The following is a 24148-nucleotide window of genomic DNA, read 5'->3' as shown; positions in this document are numbered from 1 at the left end:
GCCGGAAATGACGATGGCGCGCGCCCGAATTACGGTGGTGCGCGCCCGAATTACAGTTATGTGCGCCGGAATCACAGCGGTGTGCCGGATTACGGTGGTGTATGCCGAATTACGTTGGTACACGACGAATTACGATGGTACGTGCCGGAATTGCGATGGTGCGTGCGGAATCACGGCGGTGCGCGCTGGGGATGACGGTGGTGTGTGTCGGAAATGATGAGTGGTGTCAGGTCATGCCGGGCGCACCGCGTAGTCCCCCAGTGACGGCGCGAGTTGCTCGAACGCCGTATCCAGCTGGGCGGCAATCACTTCGGCGATAGCGTCGTTGGGCTCCCCCGCCACCGTGCGGGCGAATGTCTCTTCGAACAGCACCCGATGCACTCCCGCCAGCTGGGCGGCTGCCACCCGCGCGGTGAGATCGGCGGCCGACGCGCCGGTGGCCTCGGCCAGCGCTTCCGCCAGCGCTCGCTCCCGCTCGTCGTGAAATTCCCGCAGCCGGGCGAGCAGCGCCTGACTCCCCTGGATGATCCGGGCGAACTCGGGTCCGGAGAATCCGATCAGTGGATCCCGCTCGGCGACCCCGGCACGAAAGGCGCGATGCAGCGCGGCCAACGCCGAATCGCCCGCGGCACGGTCGCGCACGGTGCGGGCCAGACCCTGCACGTACTCCTCGTGCATATCGAGGGCGAGATCCTCCTTGCGGGGAAAGTAGTTGGTGACCGTCATCTTCGCGACGTCGGCGGCGGCGGCCACTTCGGCGATCGTCACGGCGTCGAACCCACGTTCCAGGAACAAGCGGGTGGCCTGATGCGAGATGTTCTCCCTGGTCTGCTGCTTCTTCCGGGCTCGCAGGCCCGGCTGCTGGACGGTCTGTGCGCTCATACCCTCACCATACATAGGTCTGTTCCAAAAAAGTACTTGACATATTTTTGGGTTCATTCTAAATTTAAGTTCGTCAACGAGTACGGTGACGACAACCCACGAGGAGCCGACTCTGCGCAACACCCACGGCCGGACCGCCGCACCCCACAGCCCTGGCATCAACCGAACGGGAGCAGCCCCGATGGCCGAGTTCACCCCCCACGCCGCACCACCGCGCACATCGCACGGCCGACCGGTCCGGAACACGGCCCGGCACAAAGGGATCCACGCAGGTAGAATCGATCGCACGCCGATTCACCGCCCGCTGCGCATCCCCGGCCGCCGCTGACGGAACCCGGGCGCCCGTCGATCGCACGTCCTCCGCCACACCCACAGCCCGGGTGGCCGGAATCCACCGACGGGCCCCGGCCATACGCCGGGAGGACGGAGGAATCACAGGTCCGCCCGCAACGTTGACACATCCAGCTTTTGCATTCGGTCCAGCCCGTGCATTCGCCCGCCGCGCACTCGAAATCGGAGGCCTTCGTGACCCTTCCTACCGCCGCCCGACCGGCCACCGTCAGCGTCGACCCGATCCGGGACTATCTGCACCGCATCGGCCGCACCGCCCTGCTCACCGCCGAACAGGAGTACGAGCTGGGTGAGCGCATGGCCGCGGGCCTGCGCGCCGAACAGCGGCTGTCCGAAATCGGCGACGGCGCAACGAAACTCGACGCGGCGGAGCGACGGGAACTCACCCGCGCCGCACGAGCGGGCCGGGCCGCCAAGGACCACATGATCGAGGCCAACCTGCGGCTGGTGGTGTCGATCGCCAAGCGGTACCCGGCACCGAGCGGCATGTCGCTGTTGGACCTGGTTCAGGAGGGCACGCTCGGCCTGATCCGCGCGGTGGAGAAGTTCGATCACCAGCGCGGGCTGAAGTTCTCCACCTACGCCACCTGGTGGATCAAGCAGGCCGTCGGCCGGGCGATCGACGACAAGAGCCGCGCCATCCGCATCCCGGCACACGTGGCCGAGATCCTGCACCGGATCACCCGGGCGCAGCGCACCCTCGGCCAGCGGCTCGGGCGCGAGGCCACCCCGGAGGAGCTGGCGGCGGAGCTGGAGCTGGCGGTGGAGAAGGTGCGCGACGTGCTCGGCCATGCGCGCGACCCGATCTCACTGCACCTGCAGATCGGTGACGACGACACCGAACTCGGCGCCCTCATCGCGGACCAGGGGCCGGACCCGTCGACGACGGTCGCCGACGCCTCCATCCGTACTCAGCTCGGCGCCGTGCTGGCCACCCTGGCCGAACGCGAGGCGCAGGTCCTCGTGCTGCGATACGGCCTCGACGGGACCGAGCCGCGGACGCTGGAGCAGGTCGGGCGCATGCTGGGCGTCTCACGTGAACGCATCCGGCAGATCGAGGCGAAGAGCATGGCCAAACTTCGCAAGCCCGCCAGCACCCGGGCGCTGGCCGGACTGCTCGGCTGAGCCATCGGCCCCCGGCGGCCCGGGTGCGGTCGCCGGGTTCAGGCGAAACGCACCTCGGCCGTGGCGTAGCCGAACAGCTTGCGCCCCTTGGCCGTGGCATCGATGACGACCGTGGCGGTGCGGCGCAGCGGATTCAACCAGGTGACGCGCCCCCGGAACTCGATCGGGACCCGATCCCCGGAGCCGATCGGCAGATAGTGCATCTTGGGCGCGTACTGGACCCGGTACCTCGTCACGGCGGTCGGATCGCCCACCCACGACGACAGATATCCGGCGGCCAGGCCGAGGCTGAACATCCCCGGTGTCACGACGCCGGACGACGGCCGGTCGCCCGTGCCGAGGCGGCTGGGCGCGCCGACAACGCTCGCGTGGTTCATCACATCCGCGGGCGCGAGCGGGTGCCGCCGGATCGGAAGTTCGGCGCCGACCACCAGTTCGGCGAAATCGAGCGCCGGTTGCGGGGAATGGGTCGTCGCGGGGCTCAGATGCCGGATCGGCAGGTGGTCGCCGAGTCCGGAAACCCGGGGGCGCCGCCGCGCCGGAACGAGCTCGAGCCCGCGCTCGCGGCCGACCGGGCCGCCGGCGCGGGCGGTTCGCTGGGTGTGCACGAGCAGCGTGGAGGAGCCGACGGTGACGACCCGATCGTGCCGATCGCGCAGGGTCGTCGCCATCGAGACGATGTCGTAGTCGCGGTAGTGGCGAAACGATTCGAAATGCACGTCGCAGCTCACCCGGTCCCCGGCCCGCAGCGGGCGGACGATGTCGAGGGTGCGGTCGGCGTGCAGGATCCGGCCGCTGTGGAAGCCCGGGACCATGGTCGCGAGGGTCTCCTCCTCGGCCCGCATCCACACCATGGTGGGGAAGGTCGGCGGCGCCACCAGCGCCCCGAATCCGCGGGCGGCCGAGGCATCCGCGTCCAGATGGATGGGATCGAGATTGCCGACGGCGCGCGCGTACTCGCGGATGCGCTCGGCATCCACGGCGAAGTCGTTGCGCGACCGCAGTCGTTCGTTCGATGCCACGTGCGGGACATCGACGGATGCGCCTCCCATGGTGCTCCTTTGCAGCGAATCCGGCCGGGCCCGGCTTCTTCCTCGGGGATAACCATTGTTTTCCCAGCCGACCCCGGACTCACCCGGCGGAGCCGATGATCTGGAGAAATCACGGCATTCGCGACCCACCTGTTGTGAACCCCACGCCCACAGCGCCCCGCACCCCGCGCTGTTTCCCGCACCGGTTTCCGCGGCTGCACCGGGTGCAAGGACTGGCGCGGGGGTGCGGGAGCGCCGGGGGGTCGATTTGCCCGGTAAGACGGATTTCGGTGGGGCACGGCCGGTTTCGGGTGGCCGGTTCGCGACGGCTCGGATTATTCGTCCCGGCTGGGGATCAATTGGAGGGCGGGCGCTGGGGAGGACACCGGCGAGCGGGGCGGGGACAGCCGGATGTCCTGGTGTGATGACCTGTGGATGGGCCGCGAATTCTGTGGATAACCAGCGGTTTTCGAGGGCCGGGCGGGAAGCGCGATCGCGATACTTCGGCCATGACCATATTTCGGACGCGCGGGCCGATGTTGCATCCGCGGGTGGCGGTGCTCCGGCGGCCCTCGGGCGCGGTGCAGTTGGGGTGGGATCCCGAACACGCGGCGGTGGTCGATCCGCCCGGAATCGGCGCCGACCTCGTCGCCGAATTCCTGAAGCTACTGGACGGTCTGCGCAGCCACCCGCAGATCATCTGGCAGGCAAGCCGTTTGGGCCTGGCCACCGGCGACGCCCTGCACCTGCTGGCCGAGATCGACCGGGCCGGATTCCTGATCCTGCCGCAGTCGAGCGGCGGGCGGGTCCGCTCCGTGCATGTGCACGGGCGGGGGCCGCTCTCGGAGGCGGTTGCCGCCGGGGTGCGCCGACTGGGACTGCGGCCCAGTCGTTCCCGCGATGCCGCGGCCGACCTGTCCGATACCTGCCGGGCCGCGGATGTGGTGGTGCTCGCCGATGCGCTGGTGCCCGAACCGCATCTGGTCAACGATCTGGTGCTGCAACGGATTCCGCATCTGCAGGTCCGTATTCGCGACGGTCGCGGCGTGGTCGGGCCGCTGGTGCTGCCCGGCGGGACCAGCTGCCTGCGCTGCGCCGACCTCACCCGCCGCGAACGCGACGCCGACTGGCCACATCTCGCGGCCCAGCTGCTCGGCCGGATCGGCTACGGCTCCCCCGCGATGATCGCCGCCACCGCGGCACTGGCCCTGCGCGACCTCGAAATCGTCATCTCCGGCAAACCCGATCCCCCGCCCCGAACCCTCGACACCACACTCGAACTCGACCCCGACACCCACCAGGTCCACCGCCGCCCCTGGCCCGCCCACGCCGCCTGCGGCTGCCGCGCCATCCTCACCGCCCCACCCCGCTGACGCGCGCACCCCGCATTGATCCACGCACCCCCTGCGGCGCTTGCGCGGGGTGCGAGAGCGCGCATGGGGTGCGGGATCAGGCGCCGCGGGTGTACGCCGAACCGGTGAGGGAGAGGGCGCAGCCGAGGTTGCCCGATTGGAGGAACAGCGGGACCTTGCCCCAGCTGTGCAGGAGGCCGTGCCCGTCGCCGCCGGGGGATCGAGTCGATCGGCTGGGCGGCGGGCGGGGTGGCCTCGGCGGTGTGGGCAGTATCGACATCCGCCACAGCCCCCGATTACCCGGGGCAGCGCCGAGGCCACAGGCGAGGTTGTCGGCGAGATCGTGAAGGTCGCGAAGGGCGCCGGAGTACAGCGGAGGCCGGTCGCGGCCACCCCGAGTGATACGTCCACTCTCCTGGATGTGACCGATACCACCATTCCGGGGGGGCCATGAGATCACCCAATTCCCATGGCACACCGCATGGTCCGTCCGCCATGATAGGTAGGTGTCTGAGATTGTGCGCCGTCGCTCGTCCCGCAATGCCAAGCTGGCCAAGATCCCGCTCGGGATCGCCGGCCGCGCGGCAGTGGGCTTCGGTCGCAAGCTGGCCGGGGGCGACAGGGGCGAGATCAACGCCGAGCTGAATCAGAAGGCCGCCGAGCAACTGTTCGCCGTGCTGGGCGAGCTCAAGGGCGGCGCCATGAAGTTCGGGCAGGCGCTGTCGGTGATGGAGGCCGCGGTCCCGGAGGAGTTCGGCGAGCACTACCGCGAGGCGCTGACGAAACTGCAGGCCGCCGCCCCGCCGCTGCCGGCCCCCGCCGTGCATCGGGTGCTGGACCAGCAGCTGGGGACGAGCTGGCGCAAACGCTTCGAATCCTTCGACGACGAGCCGACCGCCTCGGCCAGCATCGGCCAGGTGCACAAGGCCGTGTGGTCCGACGGCCGCGTCGTCGCGGTGAAGGTGCAGTACCCGGGCGCCGACGAGGCGTTGCGCGCGGATCTCAAGACGCTGAACCGGATGGCCGGGATGATCGGCGCGGTGATCCCGGGCGCGGACGTGAAACCGATCCTCGCCGAGATCACCGAGCGCACGGAGGAGGAGCTCGACTACCGCACCGAGGCCGCCAATCAGCGCGCGTTCGCCAAGAGTTTCGACGGTCATCCGCGCTTCCTGGTGCCGAAGGTGGTGGCCGGTGCGCCGAAGGTGATCGTCACCGAATGGCTGGACGGCACCCCGGTTTCCGCGATCATCCAGCGCGGCGAGCAGGATCCGGCGGGCACCGCCGCGCTACGCAATCAGGTCGCCGAGCTGATGGGCGAGTTCCATTTCTCCTCCCCTTCGATAGTCGGCAAGCTGCACGCCGACCCGCACCCGGGCAATTTCATGATGCTGCCCGACGGCCGCCTGGCGGTCATCGACTTCGGGGCGTGCGCACCGCTGCCGGGCGGCTTCCCGCCCATCCTCGGGCAGATGGTGGCGCTGGCCGTCGAGGATCGGTTCGAGGAGCTGGTCGACATGATGTACACCAACGGCTTCGTCATCCCGGGCCGCAGGGTCACCCACCAGGAGATCGCCGACTACCTGCGGCCGTTCACCGACCCCATCCAGAGCGAGTCGTTCCACTTCACCCGCAAGTGGATGCAGCGGGTCGCGGGCAAGGCCACCGACGTCAGCCGGCCGGAGCTGAAAACCGGTATGGCCCTGCAACTTCCACCGGAGGACATCATGATCTTCCGGGTGCTGATGGGTTCCATCGGCATCTGCGCGCAGCTCGACGCCGAGGTCCCGTTCATGAAGCTGATGCACGACTGGGTTCCCGGTTACGCCGAATACCGTACCGCCAGTTGAGCTTTCCGCCCTCGTCCACCGGGGCTACCGATGCCACGACACAACCTCGTATCCGTAGCCGCCGTCCGTACGGCGGGCAGGGCGGTCATTCCGGCGCGCTCTCGGCCGGAATCCAGGGTGGGTCCGCATGTGGGGACCAGGGTGGTAGACAAGCGCGCTCATCGGGAGACCAACCATGGAATATCCTCGGCGGCATAGCGATACGCGCGGAAGATGGCGTTGGACAGGCCCGGGAAGATCTCTGCCGTGTCCGAGTCCGGGTAGGTGGTGAAGGACGGCACCACGTACTCCCAGCAGATGCGCCCGTCCGTGGTCACCTCGAAGATGCGCCCGAACGCCGCCTCGGTGATCAGGGTGTTGCCGTTGGGCAGCCGCTGCGCCCCGCCCATGAACGGCGTGAAGAATGCCTCGCGCGGGGAATCCTGATAGGTCCAGCCGAGTTCGCCTGTCTCGGCGTCGATTTCGATGACCCTGCTGTAGGTGACCGATTCGCCGGTACGGAAGGTGCCGTTGTCGAAGACCAGCGGATCGCGGACGCGCTCGGCACCACCGCCACCGAACTGTTGGCCGAGGCCGATCCGGAGCCGCGCACCGCGGTAGTCCGGGCGGGCGCGGAACCGATACTGGCACAGGGCGATCCGGGCGAGGGCGGTTCGGTGCGATCACTCGTCCACGGACGCCGGGACCTGCGCGCCCTGGAGTTCACCGGCGGCACCGCCCGCGGCGAGCGCGAATTCGCCCACGACAACGATGAATTGATCTACGTGGTGCGCCACCCGCCACATCGCCCCCGCTGAGGATTCCGGCCGAACGCACCTCGCACGTGCCCCGACAAAGGGCGAGCCCCGCATCTCGTACAGAGATGCGGGGCTTGCTCATATTCGCGGGGGTGACCGGCACTCATGCCACGGCCACCTTGCGCGGGCGGCCACGGGGCCGCTTGCGGGCGATCACGACACCCTGGTCGAAGATCTCACCACCCCAAACTCCCCAGGGCTCACCGCGATCCAGCGCCGCGGCCAGGCAGCCCTTGCGGATCGGGCAGCTGGCGCACAGGGCCTTCGCCTCCTCCAACTGCGCCGGGTTCTCGGCGAACCACAGGTCGGGGTTGCCGGCCCGGCAGGGCAGGTTGAGCGTGACTCCCCGGGTGCGGGAAGTCGGGGCCACGGTAGCGCGGCATGTCACGCGAGGAACGGTCGCGGTAGACACGTCGTCTCTCCTTCAGCTCGTGCAGCGGTCGTTTCGTTGTCTTCCGCGAAACCGGTGCCGGTGGCTGGAGAGCCGGTAAAACTATGGCCACGGTTTCGCTTCGGGCGATCCGTGGCCAGGAGGCTTAGGGGAGGTGATCCCTACCTATGTCGACTTCGGTGTCGATCCCTGAACACGGTCGCTGGGTCGGTGCGGCGGAGGCGGACTGCCATATCGACCGGCTTGTCGTCGGCCGCATAGGCATTGGCGAATGCGTTCGCGGATGCGTCAGCAAAGGCCAGATGCCGGCCCCACTCGTGCTTGTCCGTCATGATCGGAGCGATGGCATGCGTCGGCGCCGGTGCTGCGGCTCCGAGGACGGCTTCCACTCCGAGAATGCTTACGACGGGCAAACCGGTCCCCTGCGAAGCGAGGACCCCCCGGGAGGCAGGCACGCGCGGAATCGCCGTCGCCGCAACGCCGGTCGACGCGATGGTTGCGATTGCGTTCACTGGTCTGCCTCCTTCCTTCTCGGTATCCGAATGCTCACTGTGCACACTGGGATGACCTCCCGGTGTGTGATCCCCACCCTACGGGTGCGTTACACAACCGCACAACCTATTTTTCACCTGCGGTTTTATGGTCTTGCACACCCGCGCGCGACCGGACTATCGCTAGTACGTCGGCGCCGAACTGCCCGAGCTTCTTGGCCCCGATGCCGGGGATCGCGACCAGCGCGCGATCGTCGGCGGGCCGCTGTTCGGCGATCGCGGTCAGCGTGGTGTCGCTGAAGACCACGAAGTGCGGGACCGACAGCTCGTCGGCCTTCTCCTGCCGCCACTCCCGCAGGGCGGTCAGCAGGCCGGAGTCGATCTCGGCGGGGCAGCGGGAGCACCGACCCAGCATGGTGGACCTGGTGCCCAGTAGCGGACGGCCGCAGACGCGGCAGGTCGGATGGCGGCGCTTGCGCGGGTCACCGGCGGGTTGAGCGATGCGCGAGGCGGGCGAGTCCTCGGGCACCAGGTCGTTGAGGAATCGGCTGCGGCGGCGGGTGCGGCGCCCGCCCGCGCTGCGCGACAGCGCCCACGACAGCTGCAGATGTTCGCGGGCGCGGGTGACGCCCACGTACAGCAACCGTCGTTCCTCCTCGAGGGCCGCCTCGTCGGCGACGCTGCCGCCGTCGCCGAGGACATGGGCGATGGGCAACGTGCCGTCGGCGAGGCCGACCAGGAATACCGCATCCCACTCCAGACCCTTCGCGGCGTGCAGCGAGGCCAGTGTGACGCCCTGCACGGTGGGTGGATGGCGCGCCTCGGCGCGGGTGGCGAGTTCGCGCAGCAGGCCGCCCAGGTCGAGGTTCGGGTCGTGGGTGGACGCCTCCTCGGCGAGCTGTACCAGCGCCATGAGGGAGGCCCAGCGCTCGCGGGCCTGGGCGCCGCTGGGCTCGGTGGCGGTGAGGCCGACGCGGCCCAGCGCGGCCCGGACCAGGCTGACCAGTTCGGCCCCGCGGGCATCGGGCAGGTCGTCGCGGGCGGCGGTCTGCCGCAGCGCCTGCACCGCCTGGCGCACCTCGGTGCGCTGGAAGAAACCCTCGCCCCCGCGCACCTGGTACGGAATCTCGGCCTCGGTGAGCGCCTGCTCGTAGGCCTCGGATTGCGCGTTGATCCGGTACAGCACCGCGATCTCGCCCGCGGGGACTCCCCTGCCGATGAGGCGGGCGATGGCCTTGGCGACGGCGAGCGCCTCGGCGGGTTCGTCGTCATACTCGGCGAAAGACGGCTCCGGACCGTCCGCGCGCTCGCCGATCAGCTGCAGCCGGGTGCCCGCGATGCGGCCCCGGGCGGCGCCGATCACCCGATTGGCCAGCGACACCACCTGCGGCGTGGAGCGGTAGTCGCGTTCCAGCCGGACCACCGTCGCATCGGGGAAGCGGCGCGAGAAGTCCAGCAGATGGCCCGGGGAGGCGCCGGTGAAGGAGTAGATGGTCTGGTTGGCGTCGCCGACGACCGTGAGGTCGTCGCGGTCGCCGAGCCAGGCGTCGAGCACGCGTTGCTGCAGCGGCGTGACGTCCTGGTACTCGTCGACGACGAAACAGCGGTACCGGCCGCGGAACTCCTCGGCGACCGAGGCGTAGTCCTCCAGGGCGGCGGCGGTGTGCAGCAGCAGATCGTCGAAATCCAGCAGCAGGCAGGGACCCTCCCGCCCCTCCGCCCCGGCGCCCGTGCTCTTCAGCTGCTCATAGCCGGTGTAGACGGCGGCGACCCTGGCCGCGTCGTACGGGATCTCGCGCCGCAGGCGGGCCGCGGTGGCGGCGTAGTCCTCCGGCGCGACCAGCGACGCCTTGGCCCATTCGATCTCCCCCGCGAGATCGCGCAGGCTCTCGGTGCTGGTCGGCAGGCCGACGCGCCCGGCCGCCTGCGCGACGATCGGGAACTTGCTGTCGATCAGCCGCCATGGCACATCGCCGACGATCTGCGGCCAGAAATACTTCAGCTGCCGCAGCGCCGCGGCGTGAAAGGTGCGCGCCTGCACCGTGTTCGCATCGCCGCCGAGCCCCAGCGCGCGCAGGCGGCTGCGCAGTTCCCCCGCCGCCCGCGCCGTGAACGTGACCGCCAGCACCTGGTCCGCGCGCACGTGCCCGGCCGACACCAGATGGGCGATGCGGTGGGTGATGGTGCGGGTCTTGCCGGTGCCCGCGCCCGCCAGCACGCATACGGGCCCGCGCGGCGCGGTCACGGCGGCCGTCTGTTCGGGGTCGAGGCCGTCGAGCCGGAGCGGGGGCGAGGTGGTCGGCGCGGGCACGGGCTCCATCATGACAGTGCGCACCGACAGGCGGCGGAGACCCCGTCTAGAAGATCGTTGCCACGCCGACGATCACGAGGACCTCCGAGGGCCAGCACGCCGAACACCGCGACGAGGCCCGAGGCGCAGGCCAGCACGCCCTGGAAGATGTGCACGGCCGACCCCCGGCCCGACTGACGCACCGGACCCGACCACGGGAAAAGTGGCCGGGGACAGGCCGTTACGGTCGACCGAAGTGCCGATCGAGCGTCGCCAGGATGTGGTCGACAGGACCGAAGGTGATCATTCCGGTCGCGCCGCCCGCGATCTCGCCGCGCAAGGGCTCGAGGGCATCACGCGCCTGTGCGGCGAGCGATTCGTCGCGCAGCTGAATCGCGGTGTGCGCGTTGACGGCCCAGAGCGAGTCGTACAGGTGATCGGCAGGGGGTGTGGGCAGCCCGGCCGCGGCCCGGCGGGCGGCCGCGCGGTCACCGCGGGCGAGTTCCAGGAGCGGCCGGACCCAGGGGCGGTTGGGCCCCCAGTCGAGGTCGGCGTGGGTCGGCGCGGGACGGTCGTGACGGATGCGGAGCGAGAGCAGGGCGAGCGGGAACATCCCTGCCTCGACTCCCGGCATGCCCGCACCGGCGAGGTCGGCGGCCACGGCGCGATAGGCGCGCGCGGCCTCGGCGGGTTCGTTCGATTCCGCGGCCAGTCGCATCGCCCGATAGGCGGAGGTGAACAGGTGCACGAGCGGGGTCTCGTGGCTAGCGGCGAGCTTCTCGGCGGCCGCGACGTGGTGTTGCGCGGCCTCGGCGGCGCCGCGGGCCGCGCCCACCTGGATCGAGACGAGATGGCCGAGGATCTCGAACGTCGGGAGATCGTGTCGCGCGGCGAGATCGACGAGTTCCCCCGCGATGGCGTCGCGTTCGCCGGTGCTTCCTGGACGTTGGAAGGACTGGACGAATCGGGCGTTCAGCGCGAGTACCAGCACACTGGGATCGGCCAGTTCGCGGGCGAGGCGTTCGGCCTCGAGGGCCGCCGCGGCCGCCCAGCGGTCCCGGCTGCCGCGATGCTCGAGCCCGACGGTCGCGAGCAACCGCGCCCGCAGCACGGGCGACGCCGCCGGACCGAGCCGGTCGAGCGTGCGGCGAGTCGTCGCGACCAGGGCCTCGGACCGGGCGGGATCGTCGGCGCGGGTCCAGACGGCCGGGACGTCGTAGGCCGTGATCACGCGGGCGGTGAGGTCGGGATCGCCGGTCAGCTCCGCCTCGGCGACCGCCGCCGCGCGTTGCTGCTGGGCAAGGACCAGGTTGGTGCCGCCGGTGACCGCCGCGGCCCGGGCCACGGTGCTCATCGAGCGCAGCCGGGTATAGGTCCCCGTCGCCTCCGTGCGGGTGAGCAGGCGCAGCCGGTCCTCGGCCCGGGGCGAGGGCAGCAGATGCGGTGCGTGCCGAAGGATGTCCCGCTCGAGATGGTCGAGGCTGTCCGCCGACTGCAGCCCGAACCGATCGAGCAGCCGGGCCCGCGCGCCGCGCAGCGAGTCCAGGGCATCGACCTGGCGGTCGGCCTGGTAGAGAGCGTGCGACAGCAGCACCCACGCCCGCTCCCGCCACGGATGCGCGGCGGCGAACGCCTCCAGTTCGGGAACCAGGGACGCGCCGCTCCCCAGGTCGAGCATCGCCCCGGCGCGCAACTCGATCGCCCGGCTCCGCAGTTCGGTCAGGCGGGCGCGCTCCCGCGTCAGCCAGGGCGAGTCGTCGAGCCCCGCGTACGGCTCGCCGGTCCACCATCCGAGCGCCGCACTCAACGCCGCCGCGACCTGGTCGGCGGGTTCGTCCCACACGGCCCGCAGGGTGTCCTCGAAGCGATGGGCGTCGACATGTGACCGCGGCACCCGCAGGGCGTATCCGTCGCCGACGGTCTCGAGGACTTGGGATCGGGCCCGCGGGGGGCGCTCCGGCTCGAGCGCGCGGCGCAGTTCGGCGACGAAGGTGCGGACCGCCCCGGCGGCCCCGGGCGGGGGATCCGCCCAGAGGTCATCGATGAGCATCGACAGCGGGACGGCCCGGCCGCCCGCCGCGACCAGACGCCCCAGCAGTTCGCGGCGGCGTTGGCTGCCCACCGGGATCGGATGGCCTTCGCCGTCGCTGGCCCGTATCGGACCGAGCACCTCGAGGAAGATTTCCACGCGCTCATTGTCGTAGGTGCTCGTTATCGTCGGTCCAGGTCGCCGCTGATCCACTGCTGACCGGGCTCCGCGATCCTTGGCTGGTTCACGCGATAAGAGGAGAACATACGATGGGTATCAGCATTCCGGATTTCGACGTCACCACGATCGATGTGGGTGGCGGCATCGAGCTGAGCGCGGCGGTCGGCGGGAGCGGACCGGCGATCGTGCTGCTCCACGGCTTTCCCCAGACCCACCTGATCTGGCGGCACGTCGCCCCCGTGCTCGCCGAGCAGCACACCGTGGTCTGCCCCGATCTCCGCGGCTACGGCGCCAGCGCCAAGCCGGAGGCGGTCGAGGAGAACACCTACTCGAAGCGGACCATGGCCGCGGACATCGTCGGACTTGCCGACGCGCTGGGGATCGACCGGTTCGCCCTGATCGGGCACGACCGCGGTGGGCACGTCGCCTTCCGGGCGGGACTGGACCACCCGAATCGGGTCAGCCACCTGGGGACCTTGGATATCGTTCCCACGCTGGACAGCTGGAACGTGCTCCGCGGGGTCGACGCGGCGGTGGCCTTCCACCTCTACCTGATGGCCCAGCCTCCCGGCCTGCCCGAGCAGATGATCGCCAACAGCGCCGACGCGTTCTTCGGCCACTTCCTCGACATCTGGTCGAAGAACCCCGACGCGATCCCGGCGGACGTACGCGCGGAATACCTGCGCGCATCCCGGGAGGCCGTGGTGTCGATCGTCGCCGACTATCGGGCCACCGCGACCATCGACATCGACCACGACCAGGCCGACCTCGACGCGGGCAACCAGCTCACCATGCCGCTGATGACCGTCCAGCAGGACTGGGGCAAGCAGCTGGGATTCGACGCGGGCGAGATCTGGCGGCCCTGGGCGACCGATGTGCAGCACTTCACGACCCAGGCGGGCCATTTCATGGCGGAGGAGGCGCCGGAGGATATCGCCGCGCTGATCCTGGATCTGGTGAAACGGTGATCGCCCGCTGATTCCGGCGCAGGCGGCGCAGCCCGGGTCGTGAACTCCGGCTTCGGTCGGGGCCAGCGATTTCGCCCGGCGCCGCCCCCGGGAACACGTTCGGGTCTCACGATGTTGAATGCAGGCGTGACAGCTACCGACCTGACCATGTACTCGACGACCTGGTGCGGTTACTGCCGCCGACTCAAGAAGCAACTCGACGAGGCAGGCATCACCTACACCGAGATCGACATCGAGTTGGACCCCGCTTCCGCCGAATTCGTCGGCAGCGTCAACGGCGGCAACCACGTGGTGCCGACCGTGAAGTACTCGGACGGCTCCACCGCCACCAACCCGAGCCTGGCTCAGGTGAAGCAGGCGCTGGCGGCCATCGCCTGAGCGCGAATCAGGCTCCCGCCGCCCAGGACTCGACGATGGTGCGGGCGATGGAGATCGACCCCGGCAGGAACAACCGCTGATCGGAGGCGTCCGCGGCGGCTCCCGTCGGCGCACCCCAGGCGCCCGCGTCCAGCGCCTGCCGCACCTCGTCGCGGGTGAACCAGTAGCCCTCGGCGATCTCGCCGTCGGCGAAGACGAGGGGCTGCTCCGGATCGGCGACCGCGGCGAAGCCGAGCATCAGCGACCGCGGCAGCGGCCATGGCTGGCTGCCCAGATAGCGGATGTCGTGCACGTCGACGCCGACCTCCTCGAGGATCTCGCGCTGCACGCACCGCTCGAGCGACTCCCCCGCCTCCACGAAACCGGCCAGCAGCGAGAACATCTTCTCCGGCCAGCTGTGCTGGCGGGCCAGCAGCACGCGGTCGCCGCCGTCGTGCACCAGGCAGATCACCGCCGGATCGATGCGCGGGAACTCCTCGTGCCCGGCCTCGCTGACCCGGGTCCAGCCGGCGCTGGCCGGCGCGGTCGCGGTGCCGTCGGCGGCGCTGAAGCGCGCCCGGTCGTGCCAGTTCAACAGCGCCAGCGCGGTGGACAGGATGCCGAGGGTGATGTCGTCGAGGTGCAGCACGCTGCCGACCACCCGCAGGTCCATCAGCTTGCCGTCGAGCTCATTGTCCCGCACCGCCCACAGGTGGCGGCCGCCGTCGATACCGAGGAACACGGCCTCCGGAATCGGCTCGGCCGCGAGCGTCGTCGCCGGTTCCAGCAGTACCGATTCGCCGTCGATGCGGACCTGGCCGCGCCGGTTCATCCGCAGCAACCGCGCCTGCGGCCAGCCCTCCTTCAGCGCCTGTTCGTCCGAGCGCAGTTCCTCGGCGCGATCGAGCACGGAACGCGACAGCAGCGGAACGTCTTTGAGCTGAAAACCTGACACGGCTCGAGCGTATCGGGCGGACGACTTACTTGTTCGCGCGGCGCACGTAGAGCAGCCGGTCACCGGCATCGAGCGCGTCCACCTCGGGCTCGTCTACCCGGATCAGATCGCCGCCGCGCACCACCCCCAGCACTATGTCGCGCAGATGGCGGGGCGATCCGCCCACCTCGTCGGGCTCCACCTCGCGCTCGGCGATGGCGAATCCCGCCTCGGGGGTGAGCAGATCCTCGACCATGTCGACCACCTTCGGCGTGGTGGTGGCGATGCCGAGCAACCGACCGGCCGTCTCCGACGACACCACTACCGAGTCGGCGCCGGACTGGCGCAGCAGATGGATGTTCTCTGCCTCCCGGATCGAGGCGACGATCTTGGCCTTGGGATTCAGCTCGCGGGCGGTGAGGGTCACCAGCACCGCGGTGTCGTCGCGGTTGGCGGCGATCACCACCGAGGACGCGTGCTGCAGACCGGCCAGCTTCAGCACGTCCGACTGGGTGGCCGAGCCGTGCACGGTCACCAGGCCCGCGGTGGCGGCCCGCTCCAGGGCCACCTGGTCGGTATCGACGACGACGATGTCGCCGGGCTGCACGCCGTCGCCCAGCATCGCGTCGACGGCGGTGCGGCCCTTCGTCCCGTATCCGACCACCACGGTGTGATTGCGCACCCTGTGCCTCCATCGCTGAATCTTGAACGCCTGCCGGGACCGCTCGGTCAGCACCTGCAACGTGGTGCCGACCAGCACGATCAGGAAGAGCACCCGCAGCGGCGTGATGATGAGGATATTGACGAGTCGGGCCTGCGGGGTGGCTGGCGTGATGTCGCCGTATCCGGTGGTCGACAGCGACACCGTCGAGTAGTACGCCGCATCCAGTAGTGACAGGTCGCTGCCCTGATTGTCGTGATATCCCTCGCGGCCGAAATACACCACCAGCGTCGCGGAGACCAGCAACGTGACCGCGAATGCCACGCGACGGGTCAGCGAAACCCAAGGGCTGGTTTGGATTTCCGGGATGCGCAGAATTCCGACCAGGGCATAGTCGGGGCGGTCCGTCAGACGACGTAGGCCGCGCGACGCCTCATCGAACACGGGAACCACCGATCCTGTCGTGCACCACGGAACCGCAGCGTACCGGTCCGGCGCGGACTCGACGCGGTGGCGCGCTAATGCGACAGTGAGACGAAGAAATCCTCGCCGCAGTAGCGCCGCACATTGATGGCGTCGGGGGTCTCGGAGGACCCCCTGCGGGTCGTAGCACTGGCCCGCGACGGCGTGTCCCCGTCGATCGCGCAGATCGCCGTGGCGGCCAAGGTGTCGCTGGCCACCGCGCACCGGCATTTTCCGAACCGGCAGTCGCTGTGGGCGGACCTGGCCTGGCGACAGCTGTGGGCGACGCGTGCGGAGTTCCTCGACCACCTGCCGGAGGATCCCGAGGATCGCGTCGACGTGGTCGTGCGCACCGTCGCCGACATGCAGTTCGCCGACGAGGTGGTGTGGCGCGAGGTCGTCCGGGCCGCGGCCGACCGCTGGTTCGCACAGCTGGACACGCCCGAGTCCGAACGGACGCCGACCCGCGCCACCAACCGTCTGGACATGGCCGAGATCGCCTTGGCGCCGCTGCGGGACGAAGTGGGACTCGAGCGCTACGAACGGCTGTGCCACGCGGTTGCCATGGTCTTCGGCGTCGAGGCGATGATCACCGCCCGCGATACCTGCGGGCTCGCGGCCACCGAGGCCACCGAGGCGATGAGCTGGGCCGCGCGCTCGCTCGTACGCGCCGCCCGCGCCGACGCGGCGGCTGCGAGCTGAGGCGCCGGACCTTGTCGCTCAGTCGGATTCGTCGGCGGGCGGGGCGGACCACGCCGGGGCGGTGGCTTCGATCAGGGCGGCTAGTTCCTCCGGGTCCGGCAGTTCCGGCGGGGCGATGGTGCGGCCGGTGCGCACGTAATGGAATGCGGCGCCGACCTTTTCGAGGATCTCGTGCTCGTCGGCGCCGGTGCGGGCGGCCAACAGGCGGGCCCAGGCCAGGCGGTAGACGGCCAACTGCATCTCCACCGCCGGTTCCTCGGTGCGGGTGGGTGCGGCACCGGTCTTCCAGTCCACCACCAGCCAGCGGCCGCCGGGCTCGGCGAATACGGCATCCATCCGGCCGCGGATCAGGGTGCCTGCCAGGGAGGTCTCGAACGCCACCTCCACCTCGACCGGGTTGCGATCGGCCCACGGCGAGGACAGGAACGCCTCCTGCAGGCGGATGAGGTCGGCGTCGGCGGCGCCGCTGTCGGCGGCGCCGGGCAGCTCGTCCAGTCCGAGCAGCCGGGTCGCGCCGAACCACTGCTGGATCCAGGCGTGGAATGCGGTGCCGCGCCGGGCGAACGGGCTCGGCGGATACGGCAGTGGGCGGCGCAGCCGGGCGGCCAGCTTCGCCGGATCGGCCCGCAGCTCGACCAGGGCGGTGGCGGGGAGCTGGCCGGGCAGCTCCACCTCGCGGACGCGGTCGTCGGCGGCGAAGTGCTCGACGAGGAGAGCGTCGACATCGGCTGCCCAGCCCTCCGGATCGGTTTCCGAATCGGCTGCGGCGCTGTCTGTTTCGTCGAACAGTGACAGTTGCCCGGTCGGTTCGGCCGCGCCGCCGGATGCGGCCGGGTCCTCCGTCATCGCGGTGCGGACGAGTGCCGCTCCCTCCTGAACCGCGGTGCGGCGCTTGCCCAGCGGGTCGCGGGGCCAGTCGGCCGACGCCGGGTTGTCGGTGAACGGGTTGACCGCGTCGGCGTCGGGCGGATCGGCCCAGTGGTCGATGCGGACCGTCGCGGCGAGGGGCGAGTCGGGACGTTCGGCGGGGCCCTTCACATCCAGCAGGAAGTCCGACGGTCCTTTAGGGGTCGAGCCGGTCTCCGCCCAGTGGTGCGCCGAAACGAACAGGGCGCGTTCGGTTCTGGTGAGCGCCACGTAGAACAGGCGGCGCTCCTCATCGAGCCGCCGCCGGTTGAGCGCCTCCTTGTGCTGCTTGATGGCACGGTCGAGATCGCTGCGGTCATAGAGATCGGAGAGATCCAGCACGGGGACGCCATCGGAAGTGGTGGGCCGCGACGCCGAAGAGTGATATGCCGACGCATCGGGCATGTCGGGGGCCGTGGCTGGCGTTGCCGCGGAACGGTCCGCGGGGTTGTGGGTGGTGGCCTGGGGCGCCGCCTCACGGTCCGGGGGCGCCGCGTCGCGCTGCCGGTCGCCGCGGAGGGAGGTGGGCAGTTCGGCGAGGGCGCCCAGCCAGGTGCCCGCGGCGGCGCCGGAGGGGAACACGCCGCGAACGACGTGCGGGACCGCCACCACCTCCCATTCCAGGCCCTTGGCGGCGTGCACGGTCAACACCTGCACGCGGTCGCGGGCCACCTCGACCTCGCCGGGCTCGAGGCCGTTCTCGACCTCCTCTGCGGCGGCCAAGAATGCGAGCAGGCCGGGGAGGGAGGCGCGGTGATCGGTGGCGTACCCGGCGACCACCTCGGCGAAGGCGTCCAGGTGCTCGCGGCCCGCGCCGCCACCGGCCGCGGCCCGCCGGGCCTGGGTCTCCACGCCCACGCCGATGGTCCGCTCGACGTCGGCGACCAGCTCCGGCAGCGACTGACCGCCCCGTTCGCGCAGCCCGGCCAGCTCCCGGCCGAGGTCGGTGATGCGTTGATATCCGTTGTCCGAATACTGTTCCGCCGCACCCGGATCGGCGATGGCGTCGGTGAGCCCGGCCCGCTCGGCCGGTTCCGGCGCGACGGCCCGCAACGCATCGGCCAGCGCCGCCGGGTCGGCGATCGCGGCGGCCTGCTCGGGTGGTTTGCCGATCGACAGGTCGCGCGCGCGGCGCGAGAGCGCGGCCAGATCGGTGACGCCGAGGCGCCAGCGGGCCCCGGTGAGGATGCGCATGGCGGCGCTGCCCGCCCCGGGGTCGGCGATCAGGCGCAGGGTGGCCACGACATCGGCGACCTCCGGGGTGGCGAGCAGACCGCCCAAACCGACGATCTCGACCGGTAATCCGCGCTCGCGCAGGGCCTCCGCCAGGGGGGCGGCATCGGCGTTGCGGCGCACCAACACCGCGGAGGTGGGCGGTGGCACTCCGGCGTCGGCCCGCGCCTCCCATTCGGCCGCAATCCGCTCGGCGACCCAGTCCCGTTCGTCGGCAACGGTTTCGGTGAGCGCCAGCGCCACCGTGCCCGGTGTGGCATCCGGGCGCGGCCGCAGCGCGTCCACGCTCACCCCACCTTCGTTGTGCCGCAACGGTTCCGCCACCAGATTCGCCAGCTCCAGCGCCTCCGGCGGGTTCCGCCAACTGGTCAACAGCGGCAGAATCGGCGCGGGAACCCCTGGCGCACTGGGGAAGTCGGTCGCGAAGCGTGGCAGATTCGCCGCCGACGCACCCCGCCATCCGTAGATCGACTGCATGGGATCACCCACCGCCGTCACGGCCAGCCGCGCACCGGCATCCGCCGCCCGTTCGGAATCCTCCTCCACCCCAACGGGTTCCGATGTGACAGCGAGCGGATCGGCATGGCCGTGGGCGCTGTCCAGGTCGCCGAACAGGGCCGCCAGCAGGATGCGCTGGGCGTGGCCGGTGTCCTGGTACTCGTCCAGCAGGACCAGGCGGAAGCGGTCGCGCTCGGCGGCGCCGACCTCCGGATGTTCGGCGGCCAGGCGGGCGGCCAGCGACATCTGGGCGCCGAAGTCCAGGGCGCCGCGGCGGCGGAGTTCGTCGCCCAGGCGGCGCACCAGCGGCAGCAGCGCCACGCGCTCGTGCTGGGTCTCGAGAATGCCCAGCAGTTCCTGGCTCGGGCCGCCGCGCTGGCGGGGGCCGCGGGGCAGGGTCAGGATCAGCTTCTCCAGCTCGGTGTGGGCCTCGGCCAGTTGTTCGGGCTCCACCAGGTGCTCGGCGAGCTGGCCGGACAGGGCGAGCACCGCCTCCGTCACCGAGACCGGGGTGCGGTCGGTGTCCAGTTCGCCGTCCCAGGCGGTCACCACGCGGTGGGCCAGCTGCCACAGCTGCGTCTCGGTGAGCAGGGTCGCGTTCGGTTCCACCGGCAGCAGCAGGCCGTGCTCGCCGAGCAGACGTCCGGCGTAGGAGTGGTAGGTGCTGATCTCGGGCTCGGAGCCGGTCAGGCGGGCGCGTAGCCGACCGTCGGGATCGATCTCGCGCAGCAGCGGCGCACCGGCCAGCCGGGCGAGCCGGGTGCGGATGCGAGTCGTCAACTGCTGGGCGGCTTTCCGTGTGAACGTCAGGCCCAGCACGGCATCGGGAACGACCAGCCCGTTGGCGACCATCCACACCACCCGCGAGGCCATCGTCTCGGTCTTACCCGCACCGGCGCCCGCGACCACCAGCATGGGGCCGGGCGGCGCCGCGATCACGGCGGCCTGCTCGTCGGTCGGCGGCGGCAGGCCGAGCGCCTCGGCCAGTTCCTCCGGGGTGATCCTCATTCCTCGGTCACCTGCCGTCCGGTGTCCTGGACCGGACAGCTGCCCGAGACCGCGCAGTGGCGGCAGCCGTCGTTGCGCATGGCGAGGTAGCTCGGGCCGCGGGTGGCGGCGGCCGCGTCGTGGATCGCGCCGCGCCACTGCTCGACGCCCTCGGCGTCCAGTGCCCCCTGCAGCCGCTGGGTGGCGCCCTCCTTGGTACTCGGCTTGGCGACGTAGACGAGGCGGGCGCCGCCGGGTTCGGCATCGGGCGAACCGTCGTCGAGCGCCCCGGCGGCCGCGGCCACCTGATACGTCGCCAGCTGGGCGTGATCCTGCGCGGCCTTCTTGGAGACCGGGGTCTTGCCGGTCTTCACGTCCACGATCACGAAGCGGCCCAACGCGTCTCGCTCCACGCGGTCGACCCGGCCGCGGATCCGCACGGTGTACTCGTCCGGCGTGCGCGCCGGGAGTACGCAGTCGACCGGCACCTCGACGCCCAGCTGCGTCAGCTCGTCACGGGTGTTGCGCAGCCAGGACAGGAACGTGTCCAGCATGGTCTCGGTGCGCCGCAGTTCCTGCCGCGAATGCCAGCTGTGCGGACCGGTCTCGGTGGCGCCCGGGTCGATCGCCTTCCAGGCCCGCACCAGCGCGGCCTTCACCTGCGCCTGCGAGACCTGCCCGGCCAGTGCCTGCACCAGGGTGTGCACCAGGTTGCCCTTGATCGCGTGCGGATTGTCGCCGTCGCTGCCGCCGTGCCGCTCCAGCGCCCAGCGCAGCGGGCAGGTCTGCAGCAGTTCGACCGTGGACGGGGAGAGCGCGACCGGGCCCGAGTCCGCGCCCCACAGCGGCAGCTGCGAGCTGAGATCGGCGGTGCCGTACCAACTGTCGGGGTGGGCGCCGGGCACGCCCGCGCGAGCGAGCCGGGCCAGCTGTCCCGCCGCCCGCTGCCGCCGCACCGGATCGTCCTCGGGATCGCAGACCACACCGCGCAATTCGGCGATCAGCGCCTGCATCACCAGGGCGCGGCCGGGATCGATGGGCGGCGGAATGCGGCCGGGTTCGCCCGTCTCGGATGTCTCGTCCAGTTCGCCGAGGAACCGGGACGGCACCAGATCCCGGTCGCCGCTGACCGATTCGACGGCCGTGACCAGCAGCGAGCGCCGGGCTCGGCTGCAGGCGAGCAGCAGCAGGCGCCGCTCCTCGGCCAGGATCGGGGCGGCGCGGCTCACCCGTTCCCCGGAATCGGCCACGCCCGCAACCAGATCCACCAGATCCTCGACCCCCAGCAGGGTGCCGCGCGGCCGCAGATTCGGCCAGATGCCCTCCTGCACACCAGCCACCGCGACGACATCCCATTCCCGGCCCGCGGCCGCGTGCGCGCTCACGATGGCGACCGCGTCGCCGGAGTCGGTGAGCGGCGCCGAATCCTGCGGAATCTCCTGCTGTTCCAGGTATTCGACGAATCCGCCGACGGTCGCGCGCGGCAGTCGGTCGACATAGGCGGCCGCCGCGTCGAACAACCCGACGGCCGCGTCCAGGTCGCGGTCGGCCTGCATCCCGACCGCGCCGCCCCGCTCGGACTGCCCGACCCAGCGCCGCTCCAGATTCGATCCGGTCCACAGCGCCCAGAGCACATCCTCGAGTCCGGCGCCGCGCCGCACCGCCTTGCGCGCCCGGCCCACCGCCTTCAGCACCCGCCGCAGCGGCGCCGCCTCGACATCGGTGAGCCGATCCAGGATCGTGAAGTCACCCACCCCGGTGATCAGATCCCGCAGCACCTCGGCGGACGACCGGTCCAGATCCGCCGATTGCACGGAATCGACCGCCTCCCAGGCGAAATCGTCGGCGGCGGCACTGGTGGCCACGCGTCGGCGGTCCGACATCGCGCGATCGGTATCGGCGCTTTCCGAGACTTCCTCGCCCGCGGCATCTTGATCCAGCTCCGCACCAACGTGTTCCGTGTCGGACAGTCCCTCGGGATCGGAAACCGCATCCGCGGCCCACGGGTCGTCCGCGGCGCGGTGTGCTCCCCGCTCCAGCAGCGTGCGGCGGATACCGCGGCGCAGGCGACGCAGACTGATCTGGTCCGCGCCGCCGAGCGGGCCGGACAGCAGGTCCAGGGCGTCGTCCTCGGTGTAGAGGTCGGGCCGGGGCTGCTCACCGGCCAGCAGGGCGCGCAGCGACAGCAGCATCCAGGCGCCGCCGCGGCGGCGGGCCAGCGGAACGTCCGGTTTCGGTTGCAGGACAGGAACTCCCGCGGAGAGCAGGGCGCGGCGCAGCGGGGCCAGCGACAGCGGCACGGACCGCACGATCACGGCCATCCGCGACCACGGCACGCCGTCGGTCAAATGGGCGCGACGCAGATGATCGGCGATCAGGGCCGCTTCCTTCGCGGGCGTGGTGAGCACCCGCACCCGCACATCGCCGTCGCCGGTGCCCGGCTCAGCGACCGGATCGAGTTCATCGAGAGGGTCCGCCGCGCCATTGTCCCCGGACAGCACTGCGCCCGTGACGGTTTCGCTCCCGTCGAAGCGATGCGCCGCCCGCCCCGGCATGCGTGCCGCGATCCGCACCACGCAGTCGTGGATCGCACGCGCCGCGCGGTGGTCGTCCCGCAGCACGATGCGCCGCTCCGCGGGCGCGTCCGGATCGGCGGCGAAGCGCACGTCGGCGCCGCGGAAGGTGAATACGGCCTGGTCCGGGTCACCGGCCACGACCGTCGCCGCGGGCCCCGACCCGATGGCCCGAACCAACTGTGCCGCAAGCGGATCCAGGTGCTGCGCATCGTCGACGAGCAGGCAACCCAGCCGCTGGCGCTCGGCGGCCAGCAGGTCCGGGTCCAGGGCCAGCGTGTCCAGCGCGGCGCCGACCAGCTCCGCGGCGTCCAGCGCGGGCGCGCTCGCCTCCGGCGCCTCGACACCCACCGACCAGCGCAACAGCATCGCCTGCTCGTAGCGTTCGGCGAAGCGGCCCGCGGCCTCCCATTCCGGCCGGTCGTGCAGGCGGCCCAGCTCAATGAGATCCTCGGGGCCGAGCCCGCGCTCGGTGGCGCGCAGCATCAGATCGCGCAATTGCTCGGCGAACCCGGTGGTCCCGAGCGCCGGTTGCAGGCGCTGCGGCCACCATTCGGCCTCCGAGTCCCCGAATCCGCTCCGCGCGAAGCCCTCCTGGATATCCGCCAGTTCGCCGCGCAGCATCTCCCGCAGCACCACGTCCTGCTCGGCGCCGGTCAGCAGCCGCGGCGGCGGATTGCCGTGCGCGGCGGCGTGCCGCCGGACGATCGCGAAGGCGTACGAATGCACCGTGCGGACCAGCGGCTCCCGGGTCGCGCCGGGCACCCCGCCGGAGACCTCGGCGAGCTGCCGGGTGACGGCGTTACGCAGCCGCAGCGCCGCCTGTTTGGAATGGGTGAGAACCAGCACCGATTCCGGATCGGCACCGCCCGCGATCCGGTCCACCGCGAGATCGGTGAGCAGCGCCGTCTTGCCCGTGCCCGGCCCGCCCAGCACCTGCCACGGCCGCCAACCGGCCGCCGGGGCGCCGCTCGCGAACAGCGTCCGGACGTCGGCGCCCCATTCCCGCGTTCGGGGGGCCGTCTCGCCGCGGCGCACCAATCGCACCGAGCTATCCGATCGCATCACGGCCGCTATTTCAACAGACGCCTCCGACAG

18 protein-coding genes are annotated in these 24148 nt (G+C 71.0%); 7 read left to right on the top strand and 11 right to left on the bottom strand.

The features are described 5' to 3' along the window. Positions 1–231: 231 nt before the first annotated feature. Complete coding sequence (locus ACYVLQ_RS29020; protein WP_460700684.1) at positions 232–882, bottom strand: TetR/AcrR family transcriptional regulator; 651 nt, start codon at positions 880–882, stop codon at positions 232–234. 525 nt (positions 883–1407) lie between these two features. Between ACYVLQ_RS29020 and ACYVLQ_RS29015 the strand changes: the two genes are divergently transcribed. Further along, positions 1408–2358 carry a sigma-70 family RNA polymerase sigma factor gene (locus tag ACYVLQ_RS29015; RefSeq protein ID WP_460700683.1) on the top strand — a complete coding sequence of 317 codons (951 nt, stop codon included), beginning with the start codon at positions 1408–1410 and terminating at the stop codon, positions 2356–2358. 38 nt (positions 2359–2396) lie between these two features. Here the strand turns inward: ACYVLQ_RS29015 and ACYVLQ_RS29010 are convergent, their stop codons facing one another. Beyond that, a complete protein-coding gene (locus ACYVLQ_RS29010; protein ID WP_460700682.1) occupies positions 2397–3410 on the bottom strand; it encodes an FAS1-like dehydratase domain-containing protein in 1014 nt (337 codons plus the stop codon). Between the two features lie 488 nt (positions 3411–3898). Here ACYVLQ_RS29010 and ACYVLQ_RS29005 point away from each other — a divergent pair, with 488 nt between their 5' ends. Both ACYVLQ_RS29005 and ACYVLQ_RS29000 read left to right on the top strand, forming a co-directional pair. Next, the gene (locus tag ACYVLQ_RS29005; RefSeq protein ID WP_460700681.1) at positions 3899–4762 is read left to right on the top strand and encodes a hypothetical protein; all 864 of its coding nucleotides are present in this window, start codon (positions 3899–3901) and stop codon (positions 4760–4762) included. Positions 4763–5247: 485 nt separating this feature from the next. Continuing rightward, the gene (locus tag ACYVLQ_RS29000; protein ID WP_460700680.1) at positions 5248–6591 is read left to right on the top strand and encodes an ABC1 kinase family protein; all 1344 of its coding nucleotides are present in this window, start codon (positions 5248–5250) and stop codon (positions 6589–6591) included. A 158-nt stretch (positions 6592–6749) separates the two neighbouring features. Here the strand turns inward: ACYVLQ_RS29000 and ACYVLQ_RS28995 are convergent, their stop codons facing one another. Continuing rightward, complete coding sequence (locus tag ACYVLQ_RS28995) at positions 6750–7115, bottom strand: arylsulfotransferase family protein (RefSeq protein WP_460700742.1); 366 nt, start codon at positions 7113–7115, stop codon at positions 6750–6752. 39 nt (positions 7116–7154) lie between these two features. Between ACYVLQ_RS28995 and ACYVLQ_RS28990 the strand changes: the two genes are divergently transcribed. Next, positions 7155–7388, top strand: a complete 234-nt coding sequence (locus ACYVLQ_RS28990) for a hypothetical protein (RefSeq protein ID WP_460700679.1) — start codon at positions 7155–7157, stop codon at positions 7386–7388. Positions 7389–7491: 103 nt separating this feature from the next. Here the strand turns inward: ACYVLQ_RS28990 and ACYVLQ_RS28985 are convergent, their stop codons facing one another. From ACYVLQ_RS28985 to ACYVLQ_RS28970, 4 genes are all read right to left on the bottom strand, one after another. Beyond that, positions 7492–7776: a WhiB family transcriptional regulator gene (locus tag ACYVLQ_RS28985; protein WP_460700678.1), complete on the bottom strand. Its 285-nt coding sequence runs from the start codon at positions 7774–7776 to the stop codon at positions 7492–7494. Between the two features lie 164 nt (positions 7777–7940). After that, positions 7941–8291, bottom strand: a complete 351-nt coding sequence (locus ACYVLQ_RS28980) for a hypothetical protein (protein ID WP_460700677.1) — start codon at positions 8289–8291, stop codon at positions 7941–7943. Between the two features lie 106 nt (positions 8292–8397). Beyond that, positions 8398–10593, bottom strand: coding sequence for an ATP-dependent DNA helicase UvrD2 (locus ACYVLQ_RS28975; RefSeq protein ID WP_460700676.1), 2196 nt, complete (start codon positions 10591–10593; stop codon positions 8398–8400). A gap of 208 nt (positions 10594–10801) precedes the next feature. Next, positions 10802–12748, bottom strand: a complete 1947-nt coding sequence (locus ACYVLQ_RS28970; RefSeq protein ID WP_460700675.1) for an AfsR/SARP family transcriptional regulator — start codon at positions 12746–12748, stop codon at positions 10802–10804. 110 nt (positions 12749–12858) lie between these two features. On the opposite strand from ACYVLQ_RS28970, the gene ACYVLQ_RS28965 reads away from it, so the two are divergent. After that, positions 12859–13737, top strand: a complete 879-nt coding sequence (locus tag ACYVLQ_RS28965) for an alpha/beta fold hydrolase (protein ID WP_460700674.1) — start codon at positions 12859–12861, stop codon at positions 13735–13737. Positions 13738–13863: 126 nt separating this feature from the next. Further along, entirely contained in the window at positions 13864–14115 is a 252-nt protein-coding gene (locus ACYVLQ_RS28960) for a mycoredoxin (protein ID WP_460700673.1), read from the top strand. A gap of 7 nt (positions 14116–14122) precedes the next feature. Here the strand turns inward: ACYVLQ_RS28960 and nudC are convergent, their stop codons facing one another. Together nudC and ACYVLQ_RS28950 are read right to left on the bottom strand one after the other, a co-directional pair. After that, positions 14123–15049: an NAD(+) diphosphatase gene (nudC, locus tag ACYVLQ_RS28955; protein WP_460700672.1), complete on the bottom strand. Its 927-nt coding sequence runs from the start codon at positions 15047–15049 to the stop codon at positions 14123–14125. Between the two features lie 25 nt (positions 15050–15074). Then, positions 15075–16133 (bottom strand): potassium channel family protein, encoded by a 1059-nt coding sequence (locus ACYVLQ_RS28950; protein WP_460700671.1) that lies wholly within the window; start codon positions 16131–16133, stop codon positions 15075–15077. A gap of 126 nt (positions 16134–16259) precedes the next feature. On the opposite strand from ACYVLQ_RS28950, the gene ACYVLQ_RS28945 reads away from it, so the two are divergent. After that, a complete protein-coding gene (locus ACYVLQ_RS28945; RefSeq protein ID WP_460700670.1) occupies positions 16260–16853 on the top strand; it encodes a hypothetical protein in 594 nt (197 codons plus the stop codon). A gap of 18 nt (positions 16854–16871) precedes the next feature. Here the strand turns inward: ACYVLQ_RS28945 and ACYVLQ_RS28940 are convergent, their stop codons facing one another. Then, the gene (locus ACYVLQ_RS28940; protein WP_460700669.1) at positions 16872–20498 is read right to left on the bottom strand and encodes an ATP-dependent helicase; all 3627 of its coding nucleotides are present in this window, start codon (positions 20496–20498) and stop codon (positions 16872–16874) included. Further along, entirely contained in the window at positions 20495–24115 is a 3621-nt protein-coding gene (locus ACYVLQ_RS28935) for an ATP-dependent helicase (protein WP_460700741.1), read from the bottom strand. The genes ACYVLQ_RS28940 and ACYVLQ_RS28935 overlap by 4 nt, the downstream gene beginning before the upstream one ends. Positions 24116–24148: the final 33 nt, after the last annotated feature.

This window comes from Nocardia thraciensis, assembly GCF_054782435.1.
This window is presented reverse-complemented; position numbering and strand designations above follow the sequence as displayed.